At 46.7% G+C, this 14,413-nt stretch carries 20 protein-coding genes and 1 pseudogene; 7 read left to right on the forward strand and 14 right to left on the reverse strand.

Annotated elements, in window-relative coordinates; all coding sequences use genetic code 11:
* Positions 1-16 precede the first annotated feature (16 nt).
* The 5 genes from RS881_RS41180 to RS881_RS41200 all read right to left on the reverse strand — a co-directional run bounded on the left by RS881_RS41180 (position 17) and on the right by RS881_RS41200 (position 4,570).
* Positions 17-1,444 (reverse strand): toprim domain-containing protein, encoded by a 1,428-nt coding sequence (locus RS881_RS41180; protein ID WP_315816102.1) that lies wholly within the window; start codon positions 1,442-1,444, stop codon positions 17-19.
* Positions 1,445-1,544: 100 nt separating this feature from the next.
* Entirely contained in the window at positions 1,545-1,913 is a 369-nt protein-coding gene (locus tag RS881_RS41185; RefSeq protein ID WP_315816103.1) for an ATP-binding protein, read from the reverse strand.
* Between the two features lie 595 nt (positions 1,914-2,508).
* The gene (locus RS881_RS41190; protein WP_315816104.1) at positions 2,509-2,649 is read right to left on the reverse strand and encodes a T9SS type A sorting domain-containing protein; all 141 of its coding nucleotides are present in this window, start codon (positions 2,647-2,649) and stop codon (positions 2,509-2,511) included.
* Positions 2,631-3,329, reverse strand: coding sequence for a choice-of-anchor J domain-containing protein (locus RS881_RS41195; RefSeq protein WP_315824768.1), 699 nt, complete (start codon positions 3,327-3,329; stop codon positions 2,631-2,633). The genes RS881_RS41190 and RS881_RS41195 overlap by 19 nt, the downstream gene beginning before the upstream one ends.
* Positions 3,251-4,570: a M43 family zinc metalloprotease gene (locus RS881_RS41200; RefSeq protein WP_315816105.1), complete on the reverse strand. Its 1,320-nt coding sequence runs from the start codon at positions 4,568-4,570 to the stop codon at positions 3,251-3,253. The genes RS881_RS41195 and RS881_RS41200 overlap by 79 nt, the downstream gene beginning before the upstream one ends.
* 737 nt (positions 4,571-5,307) lie before the next feature.
* On the opposite strand from RS881_RS41200, the gene RS881_RS41205 reads away from it, so the two are divergent.
* From RS881_RS41205 to RS881_RS41220, 5 genes and pseudogenes are all read left to right on the forward strand, one after another.
* Entirely contained in the window at positions 5,308-5,631 is a 324-nt protein-coding gene (locus RS881_RS41205; protein ID WP_315816106.1) for a carboxypeptidase-like regulatory domain-containing protein, read from the forward strand.
* A gap of 120 nt (positions 5,632-5,751) precedes the next feature.
* A complete protein-coding gene (locus RS881_RS41210) occupies positions 5,752-5,979 on the forward strand; it encodes an ATP-binding cassette domain-containing protein (RefSeq protein WP_315816107.1) in 228 nt (75 codons plus the stop codon).
* Positions 5,973-6,209, forward strand: a pseudogene (locus RS881_RS60635) (ATP-binding cassette domain-containing protein); the annotation flags it as partial. The gene RS881_RS41210 and the pseudogene RS881_RS60635, both read left to right, overlap by 7 nt.
* Before the next feature lie 18 nt (positions 6,210-6,227).
* Positions 6,228-7,019 carry an ATP-binding cassette domain-containing protein gene (locus RS881_RS41215; RefSeq protein ID WP_315816108.1) on the forward strand — a complete coding sequence of 264 codons (792 nt, stop codon included), beginning with the start codon at positions 6,228-6,230 and terminating at the stop codon, positions 7,017-7,019.
* Positions 7,016-7,204, forward strand: coding sequence for an ATP-binding cassette domain-containing protein (locus RS881_RS41220; RefSeq protein ID WP_315816109.1), 189 nt, complete (start codon positions 7,016-7,018; stop codon positions 7,202-7,204). Before RS881_RS41215 ends, RS881_RS41220 begins: the two co-directional genes overlap by 4 nt.
* A gap of 212 nt (positions 7,205-7,416) precedes the next feature.
* Here RS881_RS41220 and RS881_RS41225 read toward each other — a convergent pair whose 3' ends face one another.
* The 6 genes from RS881_RS41225 to RS881_RS41250 all read right to left on the reverse strand — a co-directional run bounded on the left by RS881_RS41225 (position 7,417) and on the right by RS881_RS41250 (position 11,391).
* Entirely contained in the window at positions 7,417-7,866 is a 450-nt protein-coding gene (locus RS881_RS41225; protein ID WP_425476401.1) for a glycosyl hydrolase family 95 catalytic domain-containing protein, read from the reverse strand.
* Positions 7,815-9,476: a glycosyl hydrolase family 95 catalytic domain-containing protein gene (locus RS881_RS41230; RefSeq protein WP_315816111.1), complete on the reverse strand. Its 1,662-nt coding sequence runs from the start codon at positions 9,474-9,476 to the stop codon at positions 7,815-7,817. The genes RS881_RS41225 and RS881_RS41230 overlap by 52 nt, the downstream gene beginning before the upstream one ends.
* A gap of 11 nt (positions 9,477-9,487) precedes the next feature.
* Positions 9,488-9,679, reverse strand: coding sequence for a hypothetical protein (locus RS881_RS41235; RefSeq protein WP_315816112.1), 192 nt, complete (start codon positions 9,677-9,679; stop codon positions 9,488-9,490).
* A gap of 23 nt (positions 9,680-9,702) precedes the next feature.
* Positions 9,703-10,422: a hypothetical protein gene (locus RS881_RS41240; RefSeq protein ID WP_315816113.1), complete on the reverse strand. Its 720-nt coding sequence runs from the start codon at positions 10,420-10,422 to the stop codon at positions 9,703-9,705.
* Positions 10,423-10,498: 76 nt separating this feature from the next.
* The gene (locus tag RS881_RS41245) at positions 10,499-10,879 is read right to left on the reverse strand and encodes an alpha/beta hydrolase family protein (protein WP_315816114.1); all 381 of its coding nucleotides are present in this window, start codon (positions 10,877-10,879) and stop codon (positions 10,499-10,501) included.
* Positions 10,876-11,391, reverse strand: coding sequence for an alpha/beta hydrolase (locus tag RS881_RS41250; protein ID WP_315816115.1), 516 nt, complete (start codon positions 11,389-11,391; stop codon positions 10,876-10,878). Before RS881_RS41250 ends, RS881_RS41245 begins: the two co-directional genes overlap by 4 nt.
* Here RS881_RS41250 and RS881_RS41255 point away from each other — a divergent pair.
* Entirely contained in the window at positions 11,390-12,499 is a 1,110-nt protein-coding gene (locus RS881_RS41255; protein ID WP_315816116.1) for a zinc-dependent alcohol dehydrogenase family protein, read from the forward strand. The genes RS881_RS41250 and RS881_RS41255 overlap by 2 nt on opposite strands.
* 17 nt (positions 12,500-12,516) lie before the next feature.
* Here the strand turns inward: RS881_RS41255 and RS881_RS41260 are convergent, their stop codons facing one another.
* Positions 12,517-12,687: a hypothetical protein gene (locus RS881_RS41260; protein ID WP_315816117.1), complete on the reverse strand. Its 171-nt coding sequence runs from the start codon at positions 12,685-12,687 to the stop codon at positions 12,517-12,519.
* 179 nt (positions 12,688-12,866) lie between these two features.
* Here RS881_RS41260 and RS881_RS41265 point away from each other — a divergent pair, with 179 nt between their 5' ends.
* A complete protein-coding gene (locus RS881_RS41265) occupies positions 12,867-13,490 on the forward strand; it encodes a class I SAM-dependent methyltransferase (RefSeq protein ID WP_315816118.1) in 624 nt (207 codons plus the stop codon).
* A 6-nt stretch (positions 13,491-13,496) separates the two neighbouring features.
* Here the strand turns inward: RS881_RS41265 and RS881_RS41270 are convergent, their stop codons facing one another.
* Both RS881_RS41270 and RS881_RS41275 read right to left on the reverse strand, forming a co-directional pair.
* Positions 13,497-13,724, reverse strand: a complete 228-nt coding sequence (locus RS881_RS41270; RefSeq protein WP_315816119.1) for a DUF4268 domain-containing protein — start codon at positions 13,722-13,724, stop codon at positions 13,497-13,499.
* 61 nt (positions 13,725-13,785) lie between these two features.
* Positions 13,786-14,271, reverse strand: coding sequence for a hypothetical protein (locus RS881_RS41275; RefSeq protein ID WP_315816120.1), 486 nt, complete (start codon positions 14,269-14,271; stop codon positions 13,786-13,788).
* Between the last annotated feature and the right edge of the window lie 142 nt (positions 14,272-14,413).

Genomic DNA, 14,413 nt, shown 5'->3' on the forward strand with positions numbered 1-14,413 from the left:
TCCCCTGCCCCTTCTTCTACCAGGTCCAGTTCCACTTTAAGGTTATCAATAATAAACTCCTGGCGCTCCTGGGTATTTTTGCCCATATAATATTCCAACAGTTGCTGGATATGTTCCCTTGCTCAATGATCACCGGCTGTTTACGCATTTCAGGACCTATAAAGTGGGCAAACTCATCGGGCGATATTTCACCCAACCCTTTAAAGCGGGTGATCTCGGGTTTGCCGCCCAGCTTTTTAATAGCAGCCTGCTTTTCTCCTTCATCGTAACAGTAGATCGTTTCCTGTTTATTACGTACGCGGAACAATGGCGTTTCCAGAATGTACACGTGCTGATTCTTCACCAGGTCGGGGAAGAATTGCAGGTAGAAGGTCATTAACAACAAGCGAATGTGCATACCATCCACATCCGCATCGGTAGCAATTACAATATTGTTATAACGCAAGCCCTCATACCCTTCTTCAATATTGAGGGCATGTTGTAAGAGATTGAACTCTTCATTCTCATATACTACTTTCTTGGTAAGACCAAAGCAGTTGAGGGGCTTACCACGCAAGCTGAATACCGCCTGCGTTTCTACCTGGCGGGCTTTGGTGATAGATCCACTGGCCGAATCACCTTCGGTAATAAAGATGGTACTCTCTTTTTGCTTTTCCAGTATATTATCCTTGTCCTTTCCGGTAGCTTCATCATTGAGGTGAAAGCGGCAATCGCGCAACTTACGGTTGTGCATATTGGCTTTTTTTGCCCGCTCATTGGCCAGCTTTTTGATGCCCGCCAATTCCTTGCGCTCCCGCTCACTTTGTTCAATACGCTTCTTCAGCGATTCGGCGGTAGTGGGGTTACGGTGCAGGAAATTGTCCAACTCCCTGGAAAGGAAATCCGCTATAAAGTTCCGCATAGTAGGACCGCCATCATATACGACCTGCGAACCCAGTTTTGTTTTGGTTTGGCTCTCAAATACCGGCTCCTGTACACGAACCGATACCGCTGCACAAATGCTGGCACGGATATCCGCCGCATCATAATCCTTCTTGAAGAAATCGCGAATGGTTTTCACGTATCCTTCGCGGAAAGCGGCCAGGTGCGTACCTCCCTGCGTCGTATACTGCCCGTTTACAAAGGAATAATATTCTTCCCCATATTGATTCTCGTGTGTGATGGCTACCTCTATGTCTTCCCCCTTCAGGTGGATCACAGGATAGCGCAGTTCATCTTCATTGGTTTTACGCTGCAAGAGGTCCAGCAAGCCATTCTTACTCACATACTTCTTGCCATTGAGGTTAATGATCAATCCGGCATTAAGGTAACAATAGTTCCAGAGCTGCCCATCGAGGTACTCATGGATATAGTGGAAATTCTTGAATACCGTATCATCGGGCACGAATGATACCATCGTTCCATTCTCTTCCGTTGATTTGGCTTCTTTGTGTTCCTTGGTCAATACCCCCTTTCAAATTCTGCCGTCTTTTCCTTACCCTCACGGTAAGCCGTTACTTTAAAATAAGTACTCAAAGCATTGACCGCCTTGGTACCTACTCCATTCAATCCCACACTTTTTGAAAGGCCTTGCTATCATATTTAGCGCCGGTATTGATCTTACTCACTACATCTACTACTTTGCCCAACGGAATACCACGGCCATAGTCGCGGATGGTAACTGTTTTACCTTCAATGGTAATATCCACATGTTTACCATATCCCATGGTATGCTCGTCAATACAGTTATCAATCACTTCTTTTATTAATACATAGATGCCATCGTCCGGACTGCTGCCATCGCCCAGTTTCCCGATATACATACCAGGTCGCAGACGAATATGTTCCCGCCAGTCAAGACTACGGATCGACTCTTCATTGTAATCAAACAGGTTGCTGTCTTTTTCTTTTGCCATATCCATTCTCCCCGCCAATCGGGGAATTGTTTTTATGTTATCAACTAAGGTTTTCTATACAATATTGATTATTAGCCACTTGGCCCAAATCATCAACCAGGCGGCTATTCCGCCGCAGTCAATTGTGTCCTGATTTCCAAGGCAATAAACTGCGAAATACGAGAAAAAACAAATTGGTGCCCCATTTTTTTAGGGCAGCCGCTACCCTGCCCCTTTTTCCAGAACGGGCAAATATAGGAAAAGCGAGTCAGAAGCTGTTTCCGCTAGATATTAACGATTTGTGGAAAAAGGCTTGACGATGAACTATTTGCATTACAGTTTAACCTAATACCGGCCTTCGTCCTGCTTCAGCCTATGATCTACCTCTGTACCTTCTCTGTGAATAAGGTTTTCTTAGGGATATCTTTGGCTTATTCTCGGCTTATCTTAGGGTTTAAACCCTAAGATAAACCTAAGATAACCCTAGGATGACCCTAAGATGACCATAAGATACGAGGTAGATGATAGGACCATCATAGGTACTAAGTACTGGCAGGAGGCATAAGAAAACCGGCTTTCGGCGACCCAGGGGCCGCAAAAGCCGGTTTGATCTTTATTTCACCAGAAAACCTAATTACCGGTTCTTGATCACCTTTTGCACCACCGTCCGGTCGCTGAACACCACACGCACAGAATATAGACCATTGGCGTATGGACTTAGGTCAAAATCATACCGGGTGGTAGCATTGTTATTGCCTACCAGTCTTTCAGCCACTTTTGACCTGCTACATTATAAATAGCAATTCCCTTCAGGTTGGTGGGATTGGGATAAAATTGCACCGTCAGCGCGCCGCTGGTAGGATTGGGCGATACCAGTACCCCCTTCTCCTTCAAATTGGGATTGATCTGCACCTTATACAGATTGATATCGTCGAGGTAAATATTATTCTCGTATTCAGAACTATTCAGGAATGCTACCATTATGGGTCCGCTTCCAATATAGCTGGTCAGGTTGACCGAATCCTTGCGCCATTCGGTTGAATTGGGTACAAAAGAGGTAGTAATAGGCGTTTTACGGGTAATCAGCGAGCCGCCCCATTTTTTATAGAGGCTGGTATAGGTATTACCACAATCGGTGCTTACCAGTACCTGCAAGGTATCCCATACATTGCCTGCAGTAGAGGGATCGGTTGCCACGGCTGCCGCCACCTGGAAGGAAAGGAAGGCCGAATCGGCTGTACCAATGTTCACCAAGGGCAGGCGCAGGTAATCCTTCGGACCGTTTTGTTCATATTGAAGGTTCTTGATCACCACCGACGCATTGCCGGTTTTGGCTATGCCGGTCACCTTTTCCCAGGTAAGGTAACTATCGGGATTTACGATATCCCAACCCTGTGGCGGGAAAGTATTGCCTTCAAACCCTTCGGTAAGGGACGGATCAACCGGGGAAAATATTCAAAAACGGTGGTAAGCGTATCATCTTTCATATCACCATCGGTGGTGGCGTTGGGATCGGTTACATAGATCTTCAGGTTATGTTTACCGGCCACAGTAGTAAGATTGTTGAGGGTTATATTGGTAGTAGCCCGGCTTGCCAGGGAGCCTGTCCAGGCAGTACCTACGGGTGTACCTCCATCGATGCTGGCATAGATATTGGCAGCAGTCAGGGTTTGAATACCCATGTTGCGCAAGGTGATGGAAGGCGCAAAACTGGCAATGCACACGCGGTAAGCAGGATTATTGATGCTGCGCAGGGAGGCGTTTACATTTTTCAACACCACGGGATCGGCCCCATTGGAATTGAGCAGGGAAGCCCGGTATAAATTAAAGGCAGTTTCCATCCGGGTATCTTGTTGCTGGGTGAACATCACCATACACGCATCGTCCGTATAGTCCATATAATTCTGGTACATCTTACCCGTGGCAGCAGGAGCACAGGCATCGGTTTGAAGACCGGTCAGGCATCCACCTGTTTCGGCCGACTGGTTGGGTGTATCGTCTACGTAATCAGTGCCCGAGCAGGCGCCATCGTCATCTCCCCATATATGGTACAGGAAAAAGTAGTGGCCGGTTTCGTGCGTCAGGGTACGGCCTTTATTGTAAGGGGCTGCGCTGCCGCCTGGTACACTGCTGTACAATACTACCACGCCCTGCTCGGCGGCCACACTACCACCGGGAAAGGTAGCATAGCCCAGAATGCCGCCCGATATATTGGTAAGCCATATATTAAGGTAGCGGGTGGGATCCCAGGAATCAGCTCCACCAGAAGCAGTGTATTTAAGGGTATTATCAGTATAGGCATACGAGGCGCGGGTGGTAACGTAGCGGTTAATACCGTTGGAAGGCTCATCATTGGGCGTACGCTGTGCCAGTTTGAACTGGATCTTCGACTTGCCAAACAGGGGTTTGAAATAGCCGGGAATCTTGGTAGAATCGCCATTGAGTCCCGCAAAATCTTTGTTGAGTACATCCAGTTGGGCCTGTACCTGGGCATCAGTTACCTGATTAGGATTTTGTAAAACAATGTGAAAGACCACCGGCACATAGATGGGGTCACCTTCTTCCCGCAGGGCGCCGTTAAGCTGGTTTTGGCGTAAAGTAGTTACCTGGCGCAGTTCCTGGACCGAGGATTCAAAATTGGCTTTTAAAGCGGGATTGCGTTCCAGGGCTTTTGAAGGGCCCCGACCGTTCCGCAACGGTCAACTTTTTGCTTTTGCTGGGCAAAGACGGAACAGTAGATCAGAAGCAGAAATACAGTAGGCAATAAGTTTCGGTTGAGGGCCAACATGCTGAATTGTTTAATATGACTACGTATGATGGTTCAAAACTGTTGGTTGCCGGGGCTAAAAATAGAGCAATCCAGGTATTTTATCTGCCAACCAGCATTTTGAAGGCACCAGTTTCCCTACCAAATTACTGAAATAAAAAAATCTCCCCGATAAATAACGGCTAGATGACAAAATTTACCGGCGAATGGCTGGCCGCTTAATTCACAGTAATTATAACTACCCTATCATCCGGGCTGTATATGACATGCCGAAAGGAGACTAAAAAAATAAAATTATTTTAATGAAATACGGTAGAGTAAGCATTGTATCAGGTGCAGTATCATATTCGTTCTACCTTCCTGGTTGGTCTGATCCTTTTTTATTCAACGTGCTATGAGCGCTAACAAAAATAAATTCTTAATCAACTGCGTGTAGATTTTCTTGCTCAACAAAAGTGTAAATAAAAACAGCGCATTAAAACAATCGTGCCATGAAAGCCATTGCATTGGCTTGCGCCGGGCAAAGAGTTGTTAATTTATTTTTTGTCAACTGAAAAAGATTATGGCATAGTCCTTGTCTACTTGTACATAACCCCACTACTCCAAAACAACCGTAAGAGAGTCTATTAAGCAACCATTTTTATTAACCTATAATTTAGCTTTATTATGAAAAGCATCAAGTCAAAATTGGTGGGATTAAGCATTGTTGCCGCCACTGCAGGATTATTCGCCTTCCAGGCTGTTCAAACAGGTTCCGTTAAAGGTACAGTATCACCCGCTGACGGTGGAGTACGTGCATGGGCCTTATCAGGCACGGATACGCTGAAAGCAACTATCGATAAAGGCGCTTTTGAAATTACCGGTGCAAAAGCTGGTACGTATCGCGTGATCATTGAAGCAAAGCCACCTTATAAGAATGCAGCGAAAGATGGCGTTACAGTGGTTGATGGACAACCCACAGATGTAGGCGAAATCAAACTGGAACAATAGTCTATTAGATTTATAGTTATTGATCCTCACTCAGAGCATGCCACGGCATAGGAATATCCTATAACCGTGGTGTGCTTTTTTTATCCCTTATCTTTGCCCCACTTATAAGGAAGGATTACCATGGCAGAGATATTATTACAATTAGATCAGGTTGCAGTAAAGCTGGGGGCACAAAAAGTATTAGACAATATCAATCTTAGTATTTATGATGGACAGCATTGGGCCATCACCGGTCAATCGGGCAGTGGTAAAACAGTACTGGCCCATACGCTGGAAGGCCGTCATTTTTCAGTGGTCATATCCATGCCTGCTTTGGCATACCGGAAACCTTTCACCATTCCATTGTAGTAGTAGAACAACAACACCGGTTTAAAGACCTTACCAACCGGAGTGACTTCTATTACCAGCAACGTTTTAACTCCTTCGATGCGGAACAAACGGCTACCGTAGCTCAAACCCTGGCCGGGTATATTACACCCGCCAATGAAGCAGCCGCCCAACAATGGATATCCCTGCTGCAAATTGACAAACTGCTGGAAGAACCCCTGATACAATTATCCAATGGTGAAAATAAAAGGTTACAACTCATCACTGCCTTGTTGCGGCAGCCCAGGTTGCTGGTGCTAGACAATCCCTTTGTGGGTCTCGATGTCAATGGCCGGGCCATCCTGCACCAGATACTGGATAAGATCAGCACTTCCGGCATTACCTTACTCTTAATCACTACACCCGATCAATTATCGCCCTGCATTACGCATGTAGCTACCCTTCAAAAAGGCGTGCTTGGCAGTGCTGTTCCTGTCCATCAATACCGCGCCCCTGAGCCGGAAAATATATCCCTGCCCATTACAACAGCATTACAAGCTATAACTGGCACACCGGAAACTGATTTTACCACGGCTATTAAAATGGAAGCGGTAACCATCCAGTATGAAGGGAAGTATATCCTGAACCATATTGACTGGGAAGTAAAGCGTGGTGAACGGTGGAGTGTATCAGGCCCCAATGGCGCAGGCAAATCAACACTGCTTAGCCTCATCACCGGCGATAATCCGCAGGCCTATGCCAATAGAATCTATTTATTCGACAAGTTGCGCGGCAGTGGAGAAAGTATCTGGGATATCAAGAAAAAGATAGGCTATGTATCGCCCGAAATGCACTTGTATTTTGATTATACAGCTACCTGTTTCCAGGCTATTGCCTCTGGTTTATTTGACACCATCGGCCTGTTCCGTACGCTTAGCGAAGAACAGGAAGAACTGGTGAATCAATGGATCAAGGTGATGCAACTGGAAGCCAAAGCACAGCATGGACTGTCGAGATTATCTGCCGGCGAACAAAGGCTTACTTTACTAGCCCGGGCACTGATCAAAACCCAGCACTATTGATCCTGGATGAACCTTGCCAGGGATTGGATGCAGCGCATACGCAGTTATTCCGTCAGCTGGTAGATACTATCTGTGCAAAATCGCCTACTACCTTGGTGTATGTAAGCCATTACCAGGCCGAGATCCCTTCTTGTGTAAATAAGTTCCTGGCATTGGAGAAAGGAAAAGCCACCATCACTGTGTGATAGCCTTACAACTATTCATAGCCATTCTCAAACACTACGGTTTGTCCTTTTTTTTTAACCGTACGGATAAAACGCCTTCCTCATTCACCGTCACCAGTGAGGAGGGTATATTTTTACCAGCCAGGTTCTAAATGGCAGCTTGATCTTTAGTATACCACCGGCTTCAGCAAACACCTTCACTGATACAGGTACGGCATTTTCTTTGATGGCGCTTACCAGAAATGCCCCCTCCCTCTTAAGTTGGTAAAAGATGCTTCCTTCCAACTACGGGGCACCGCCGGAAATACTTCCAGGTAGCCCTTCCTGCTTTGCAACAACATTTCCTGCAGCCCCTGGGCAAAAGCAAAATTGCCTTCCAGGGTAAATGGACGATAAGTAAAACCGGAGTATTGACCACCCTTCTGATCGCCATTTAAATGGAAACTATTGGGTGAACAGAAATTAGCAGCAAAGATCTGCAACTGCTTCCATGCACTATCCGCCTTATAAGCCCTGGCATATAAAGAAGCCATCCAGCTAAAGGAATAACCACACCAGGCGCGGGTGCCTTTTTCTTCAATGCGCGCCAGCGATTTGTCAATAAGCTCCTTATCACGGGTTTTATTATAATCTAATAATGCCAGGGGTAGATGGCCATATATTGGGAGAAGTGGCGGTGCGATTCATTGAGGTTTTGACCAGGCGCAACGGTAAATCCGGTTTCATTGGTTTCATAATCCGGTAGCTGGCTCAATATGGTTTGCCAATGCTTTCCCTCTTGTGGCCTGCCTGCAGCAACAGCTACCTCAGCAGCCACTGTAAATAAATATTTTGACAAGGACAGGTCAAAATTGCTCCAATCCCTGAACCAGGCATCGATGCTGTTATTGTTGTATTCCGGACTAGAACTAAGTGGTAATTTCCGGACGCCATCTTTCAGGCGTGTGATATTTTCAAGATAGGTAGCCGCCTCATGGATATAAGGATAAGCCCGTTCCTGCAAGAAACGCGGATCCATGGAATATTTCCACTGCCAATAAAAATGCTGTGCACACCAGGCGCTTACAGTAGGCGATAAGGAATATTGAATCCATCCGCCCATAGGATCACCACTCAGGGTTACCACACCCGGCACATTCAACCCCGCTACACCAAAATATTGCCGGGTATACTGCAGGTTCTTGGGCCTCATCTTCCACAACCAATCTGTAAACGTGGCCCCTTCGGCCAGGTGATTGCCGGTATATGTGGGCCAATAACTCAATTGCGTGTTGAGGTCATTATGAAAATCACCTTTCCAGGGTGGCAGGCTGCCATTGTCTGCCGTCCAAACAGCTTGTAAGGTAATGGCCGGCGCACCAGCCCTCGCTACACTACCCAGCTTATACAGTTCTAAATAGTATTGTTTTTCGATCAGTTCATCAGGCACTTGAACAGCCGAGCGGCTCCAGAATTGTTTCCACCAGCTTATATGAGCAGGCCAGCCGGTAGGCTCTTTAGCAGCAACAGATAAAGCAGGCAACAACGCAGGTTTATCACTTGTAATGGTCCAGGTACCAATGACCCGGTTGCCGGGAAACTGTTTCCATTGTATCCGCACTTCATAATAATGGCCATCGTAAGTAGGCTGCCTGTAATGAATAGAACCGGCCGTTTGGGTAACCGTTCCTTTTGCATACCCCAGCTTTTCCAACCCCTGGCCTGCATGGCTGTTATCGGATGCGGTGGGGCTTTTATCCCTGTTGTAATTATGTACAATAAGCTTTGGCAGCACCTGGGCGGCTTGGGCTGCCGGCAGGTTTTCAAAACTAAAGAAGCCCTGTGGCAAGGTAGCATGGATATAACAGCGGAATACAATACCCGATTCAAATTGAATGGTATTGAGAGCCGTTTCAATATCCAGGGTGTTGGACCGCACTTTGCCGAAAGTATGGATATCAAATTCCATGGCCGCTGCCGGTAATTTGGTAGGGTAGGCTATGGCATCATAAGGCCGGTCGCCCAATCGCTGTACAGGAGCATAATCATTTTTCAATACCTGCTCCTCTACCCACTTAAAATTAAAGGCCGACAGGTCCATGGCCTTTCGCTCATCCCATAGATCGGCCCGGTCGAGCGATAAACGCAATTGATCTTGTTTGCCCCATACCAGGGCGCCCAACATACCATTGCCCAGTGGCATGGCCTCATCCCAACGCGTAGCCAGGTGGTCAAACTGAAGGTTGTGTTTTTTGGCAGGCTGTGCCCACAAAATGCCAGTGGGCAGTAATAATAACAAAAACAATGATCTCATGGTACTTGTATTCATGGGTGTGCAGGCAAGCGGGCTCCTTTAGTGATATCCCATTTTGTATGATAGGATTTGCCCGATTGCGCAGTGACCCAAATATATCCTAATTCCTGCTTAGTATCTTTGATCAAAGGAAGAATGGCCTCGCCCCAATCTCTTATCGGGTCTTTTAATTTCCACCAACCCAGGTCTGCACTGCCATTCATGCCATCCTCATCGGCGGGGTAACCTACTTGAATGCAACAGCTGTGGGCGCAAAGCGATTGGCCCAATTGGCAAAACCCTGGTTCAGTTCTTCGATGGTGCCTTCTGAAGCATCGTTGATAAAGATTAGATCCCCTTTACCGCGATAAGCAGGCGGCATATATGCAGCATCATAATGGCGCAGGAATAAGCGGTAAACGGATTTATGCGATTTCAATTTCGCATCCCAGGCAGCAACGGCCGAATCAGTCGCTTTTCCCCAATACTCCAGTTCAATGCCCAAACCGGCAACACATGGGTGGTGTTTGAATTTCTGTAGCCAGGTATCCATTGTGGCAGGAACATCCGTAGCAGTAGTGCCTTTCCTGGCATTTGCTTTAAAGGGAAAGATCTCCAGGAATATTTTTACACCCAGCCGATCCATATAAGACAACCAGGCTTCATGTGTTTCGTCCGAAATACCGGCATAAGCGGGTGTAGCCCGCGACAGATCGCCTACTGCCCAGGTGGCCCAGGGTGCGGAGCCTGGAAATTTATGATGGATGTTGAAGATCACCTGCGCCATGGCCTCCTTATTGGGCAGGGTAATAAACTGACCAATCTTGGTATCGAGCTTTGTAATACCATCACCCGCACTTTTGCGGGTGGGCTGCCAGGCGCCTGTCCATGTAAAATGGGTCTTGGCAGGTTCAGCAGGTAACTGAGAAGGTTTGCTGAATGCTGCAGCAATAAGGATAAGGGCCACCAGGACCGGGATAATGAGCTGTTTTTCATATTGGATGGGAGAATAGGAAATCCTCCCAAAAGATACCGGGATATTTTTAGAATCCGTTCTCTTTCAACCAATTTCTACACCAGTCAAACCATTTAGTATTGGGATCGTTGAAACCAAACCCATGTCCGCCCGATTGAAAAATATGCATGGATGCTTTCACATGGGCTACCAGTAAGGCATTGAAGAATACAAGGCTGTTTTTTACAGGTACCACATCATCGTCTGCCGCATGTACCAGGAAGCTGGGCGGTGTAGCGGCCGTCACATGCTTTTCATTGCTGAAATGATCGATGAGTGCGGGTTGAGCTGCAGCGCCTATCAGGTTTTCACGGGTACCGCTTTCTATGGCCGTATCGAACAGGATCACCGGATAGACGAGGACCATAAAACCGGGACGCAGGTTGACCTGTTCTTTATTCTCGATCACCGGCCTATCATAATGGGTGCCTGCCGTTGTTGCCAGGTGCCCCCTGCCGATATACCCACAAAGCCTACCTTCTGCGGATTGATGCCCCAGGCTGCCGCCCGCTTACGGATCAATGCCAAAGCCGTTTGAGCATCCTGCAAGGGACCAATGGTCTTATCCTGCATGATCAGGTCATTGGGCAGGCGGAAGTTCAGCACAAAAGCCGTAATCCCAATATCAGTAAAGGCCCTGGCCACTTTTGCACTGCCTGCTGATGCCAACACGGCATAACCACCACCTGGACAAATGATAACAGCCGTTCCTGTTCCTGTACCTTTTTTTGGGAAATAGGGGGTGATGGTAGGATGCGTCACATTCCTGATCAATCCCGAACTATCGGTATTCTCTACGTAATCGGCTGGCGCTGGCTTTGAATTGGGTATCTCTTTTTCATACAAGGGAATGGGTTTCCCTTGGGCAGGGGCTAACTGTGAACATACCATACTAACAACAACCAGTAATACACTTTTCATGTGGGGTAGATTTAGAAGGCCCAAAACTATCAACCCACCAGAAACGCTATATGCCAAAATGCTCAATTATGAGCCTGGGGTTCTCCGCATGAAATGGAAAGGTCACGGATTGAAAGTAGAACAGTTTGGCATTGAACATTTACACCTTAGAGAGATACCTACCCCTGTTATAGGCGAACATGAAGTGCTGGTAAAAACCACCGCCGTCTCCCTTGAATACCATGATCTGATCGTTGTGGAAAACAGGATACCTTTTGGCATTCCCCTTCCCCATATTCCGGTTTCCGAAGGCGTGGGTATGGTAGAAGAAGTGGGTAGCAAAGTAACCCGTTGGAAAAAGGGCGATCGCGTCATCATACCCTTTATTGTCCGTTGGGAAGCAGGCAGAAATACGCCGTACCACGATCAGCTAAGAACCAGTTTTTCAGCACCGGGCCTGTTGGCCGAATATACCGTGCAACCCGAAAATACCCTGGTCAGAACACCCGGCAACCTTTCGGATGAAGAAGCAGCCCCCCTGCCCGTCGGTGGGCTCACCGTTTGGACCTGCCTGGTGGAACAAGCCAATATCCGGGCAGGACAAACGATTTTGGTGCAGGGCAGTGGCGGCGTTTCCCTCTTTGCTTTACAAATAGCCAAAACCTTTGGACTAAAAGTGATTGCCACCACCGGCAGCAAACAAAAAGAATGGCCACTGAAAGACCTGGGGGCCGATGAAGTGATCAACTACAAAGAATTTCCGGAATGGAGTAAGGAAGTAAAACGACGGAATAGTGGCAGGGGCGTTGATATTACCCTGGATGTAGCCGGAACCAATACCATTGCACAAAGCATCCTTTCTGTAAAACAACATGGCTTTGTGGGGTTGATCGGCTTGATGACAGGCACGCAGCTCACCATCGACCTGATCCCATTAATTACCAATTATGTTCGGCTACAGGCTTATTCAGTGGGGAATGCACAGGAGTTAGGTGACTTTGTAAATGCCATTGAAGTAAATAATATCAAACCTGTTATTGACAGCGTTTATCCCCTCGAAAAAGTGCAGGATGCTTTTCATCGTTTCAAATCGGGCAAGGCATTCGGCAAAGTGATCATAAAATTCTAAAAACTATTCCTTCCCAACTAATCTTTATACCAGCGATAAGTAGCACCCAACAATATTATACGACCGGGTTGAGCAGGCATCAACCGGTCGGTATAATCCGTTATATTATCAGCCGTGATCCGCAAGCTGAGGTGATCCTTCAGCAAAAGTTTTTCTACCGTCGCATTCAACAATAGAAACCCATCCATTAACCACTCTGCTAATGACCGGCCCTTGTAAATGATCCCCCAGGATGTACAAAACTGGACGCCACTACCCTATACAACCCTGGTGCTCATTTACCGTTTCCGCCAGGTAGTGATCGATGGTAGGGAAGCTGGAAACTAATTGGTTATTTTTACCATGGTTAAAAACAACCATACGCAAAATGGATAGATCAGTAAACTTTTGGAACAAGAACGCAGCAGCATACGACAAAGAAGAAATGAAGGATCAGCAGGTACGGATTAAGATCCTTGAAAAAATAACTCAATACCTCCTCAAACAGCATGAAGTGTTGGATTTTGGATGCGCAACCGGTATTCTGGCCAACGAAATTGCTCATGAGGTACATACCGTATATGGTATTGATAGTTCGGCCCAAATGATCCAGATCGCCCAAGACAAAGCCAATGAACGCCATATCCCCAACATACACTACAAGCATACAATACTGTTTGATGAGGAATACAAGTCCGGCACATTTGATGTGATCCTGGGCATCTATATGCTTCATTTACTGGAGAACATGCCTAAGGCCTTGCATAGAATACATGACTTGTTAAAACCAGGAGGACTATTTATTTCTGTAACCCCTTGCCTGGGCAAGAGGTCATTGACCGGTATTGCCCTCTTATTGATTAGCAAAGTTGGACTGATACCGCCCCACAGGTTATTCAACCTTGCTGAATTGGAAGGCACGATAATCAATACGGGATTTAAGATGCAAGAGACAACATGTATACAGCGTAGCGGGCAACAATATTTCCTCGTTGCCAGGAAGCCTTCGTGACTTCAATCAATTTTCAAAGGAATGTTTCACCATACTATCACTGTGCGACAACAGGATCATGATCACAGCGTGATCCCGCTCTACATCCATTTTAAAATGGATACCACCTACCCCGGTTTTATAATTCAGCCAGCTCACTGGCATACCTTCAGCAGATAATACCGGCTGCATATACCTGCCAAATGCTGTCCAGAAGGCTTGCTTTTGCCTGGAAATATCCTCTCTTGTGTACATCCCAATACTTTAGCGCGCAAGATACACCAGCATCCTTTATTGCCATGCTTTGTACAGCAGCCTACTCACACAAGGTTAAGGAACCCGTATCCCGGGTGCTGAATTGCATAAGCCGTACCTTATTGGCTTTGTTGTAGTGCAGTACTAAGGTGCCATAGGCTGTTTGAAAAGCATCCCAGGTATCATCTTTTATCTTGGGATGGCCCAACCATTTGAATAAACTGCCCCGGCTGGCCCCGATCAGTGGTAGACTGATCTTTCCTTTGAATTTTTCCCCGATCTCTACATAGTCCCTGCCCGTATAGAAGGTAATATCCTTGTCCTTAAAGTAGATCGCTTCGCCGCATTTGGCACTGTCGTTGGTAGCGCTGGTAAAACAAGGGAATTTATTTTTTAACTCCCCGGCGCCAATGGTAGCCTTCATACCATTCACTTTTCCTTCCAGGATATCAACATCAAAAGGCGCGCAAATGACTTTGGCTTTTAACTGGCCCAGGGAGGCTGTTGCCAGGAGCAAGCAGACCAGGACGAGAGAAGTGTTTTTCATAAATAGTTGATTTTAAGGGGTGAGGCCGGTTATTGGAACGGCCTCCCCTACCCTATGCAAAATCCTTGCTAAAAATGGAAGCAGCAATCCTCCCCGGCGAGAATTTCCGGTCGGAAGCTGACATTTTTAGCCAAACTGTATT

Origin of the sequence: Paraflavitalea speifideaquila (assembly GCF_032395985.1) — a bacterium.
GTDB lineage: Bacteria > Bacteroidota > Bacteroidia > Chitinophagales > Chitinophagaceae > Paraflavitalea > Paraflavitalea speifideaquila.

Coding starts and splice junctions, on each gene's coding strand:
- RS881_RS41235 (WP_315816112.1), bottom strand. CDS start 9,679: ATGAATGGCAGTGCAGACCTGGGTTGGTGGAAATTAAAAGACCCGATA.
- RS881_RS41205 (WP_315816106.1), top strand. CDS start 5,308: ATGAAAAGCATCAAGTCAAAATTGGTGGGATTAAGCATTGTTGCCGCC.
- RS881_RS41210 (WP_315816107.1), top strand. CDS start 5,752: ATGGCAGAGATATTATTACAATTAGATCAGGTTGCAGTAAAGCTGGGG.
- RS881_RS41275 (WP_315816120.1), bottom strand. CDS start 14,271: ATGAAAAACACTTCTCTCGTCCTGGTCTGCTTGCTCCTGGCAACAGCC.
- RS881_RS41230 (WP_315816111.1), bottom strand. CDS start 9,476: ATGAGATCATTGTTTTTGTTATTATTACTGCCCACTGGCATTTTGTGG.
- RS881_RS41260 (WP_315816117.1), bottom strand. CDS start 12,687: ATGGATGGGTTTCTATTGTTGAATGCGACGGTAGAAAAACTTTTGCTG.
- RS881_RS41250 (WP_315816115.1), bottom strand. CDS start 11,391: ATGAAAAGTGTATTACTGGTTGTTGTTAGTATGGTATGTTCACAGTTA.
- RS881_RS41270 (WP_315816119.1), bottom strand. CDS start 13,724: ATGTACACAAGAGAGGATATTTCCAGGCAAAAGCAAGCCTTCTGGACA.
- RS881_RS41255 (WP_315816116.1), top strand. CDS start 11,390: ATGTGGGGTAGATTTAGAAGGCCCAAAACTATCAACCCACCAGAAACG.
- RS881_RS41265 (WP_315816118.1), top strand. CDS start 12,867: ATGGATAGATCAGTAAACTTTTGGAACAAGAACGCAGCAGCATACGAC.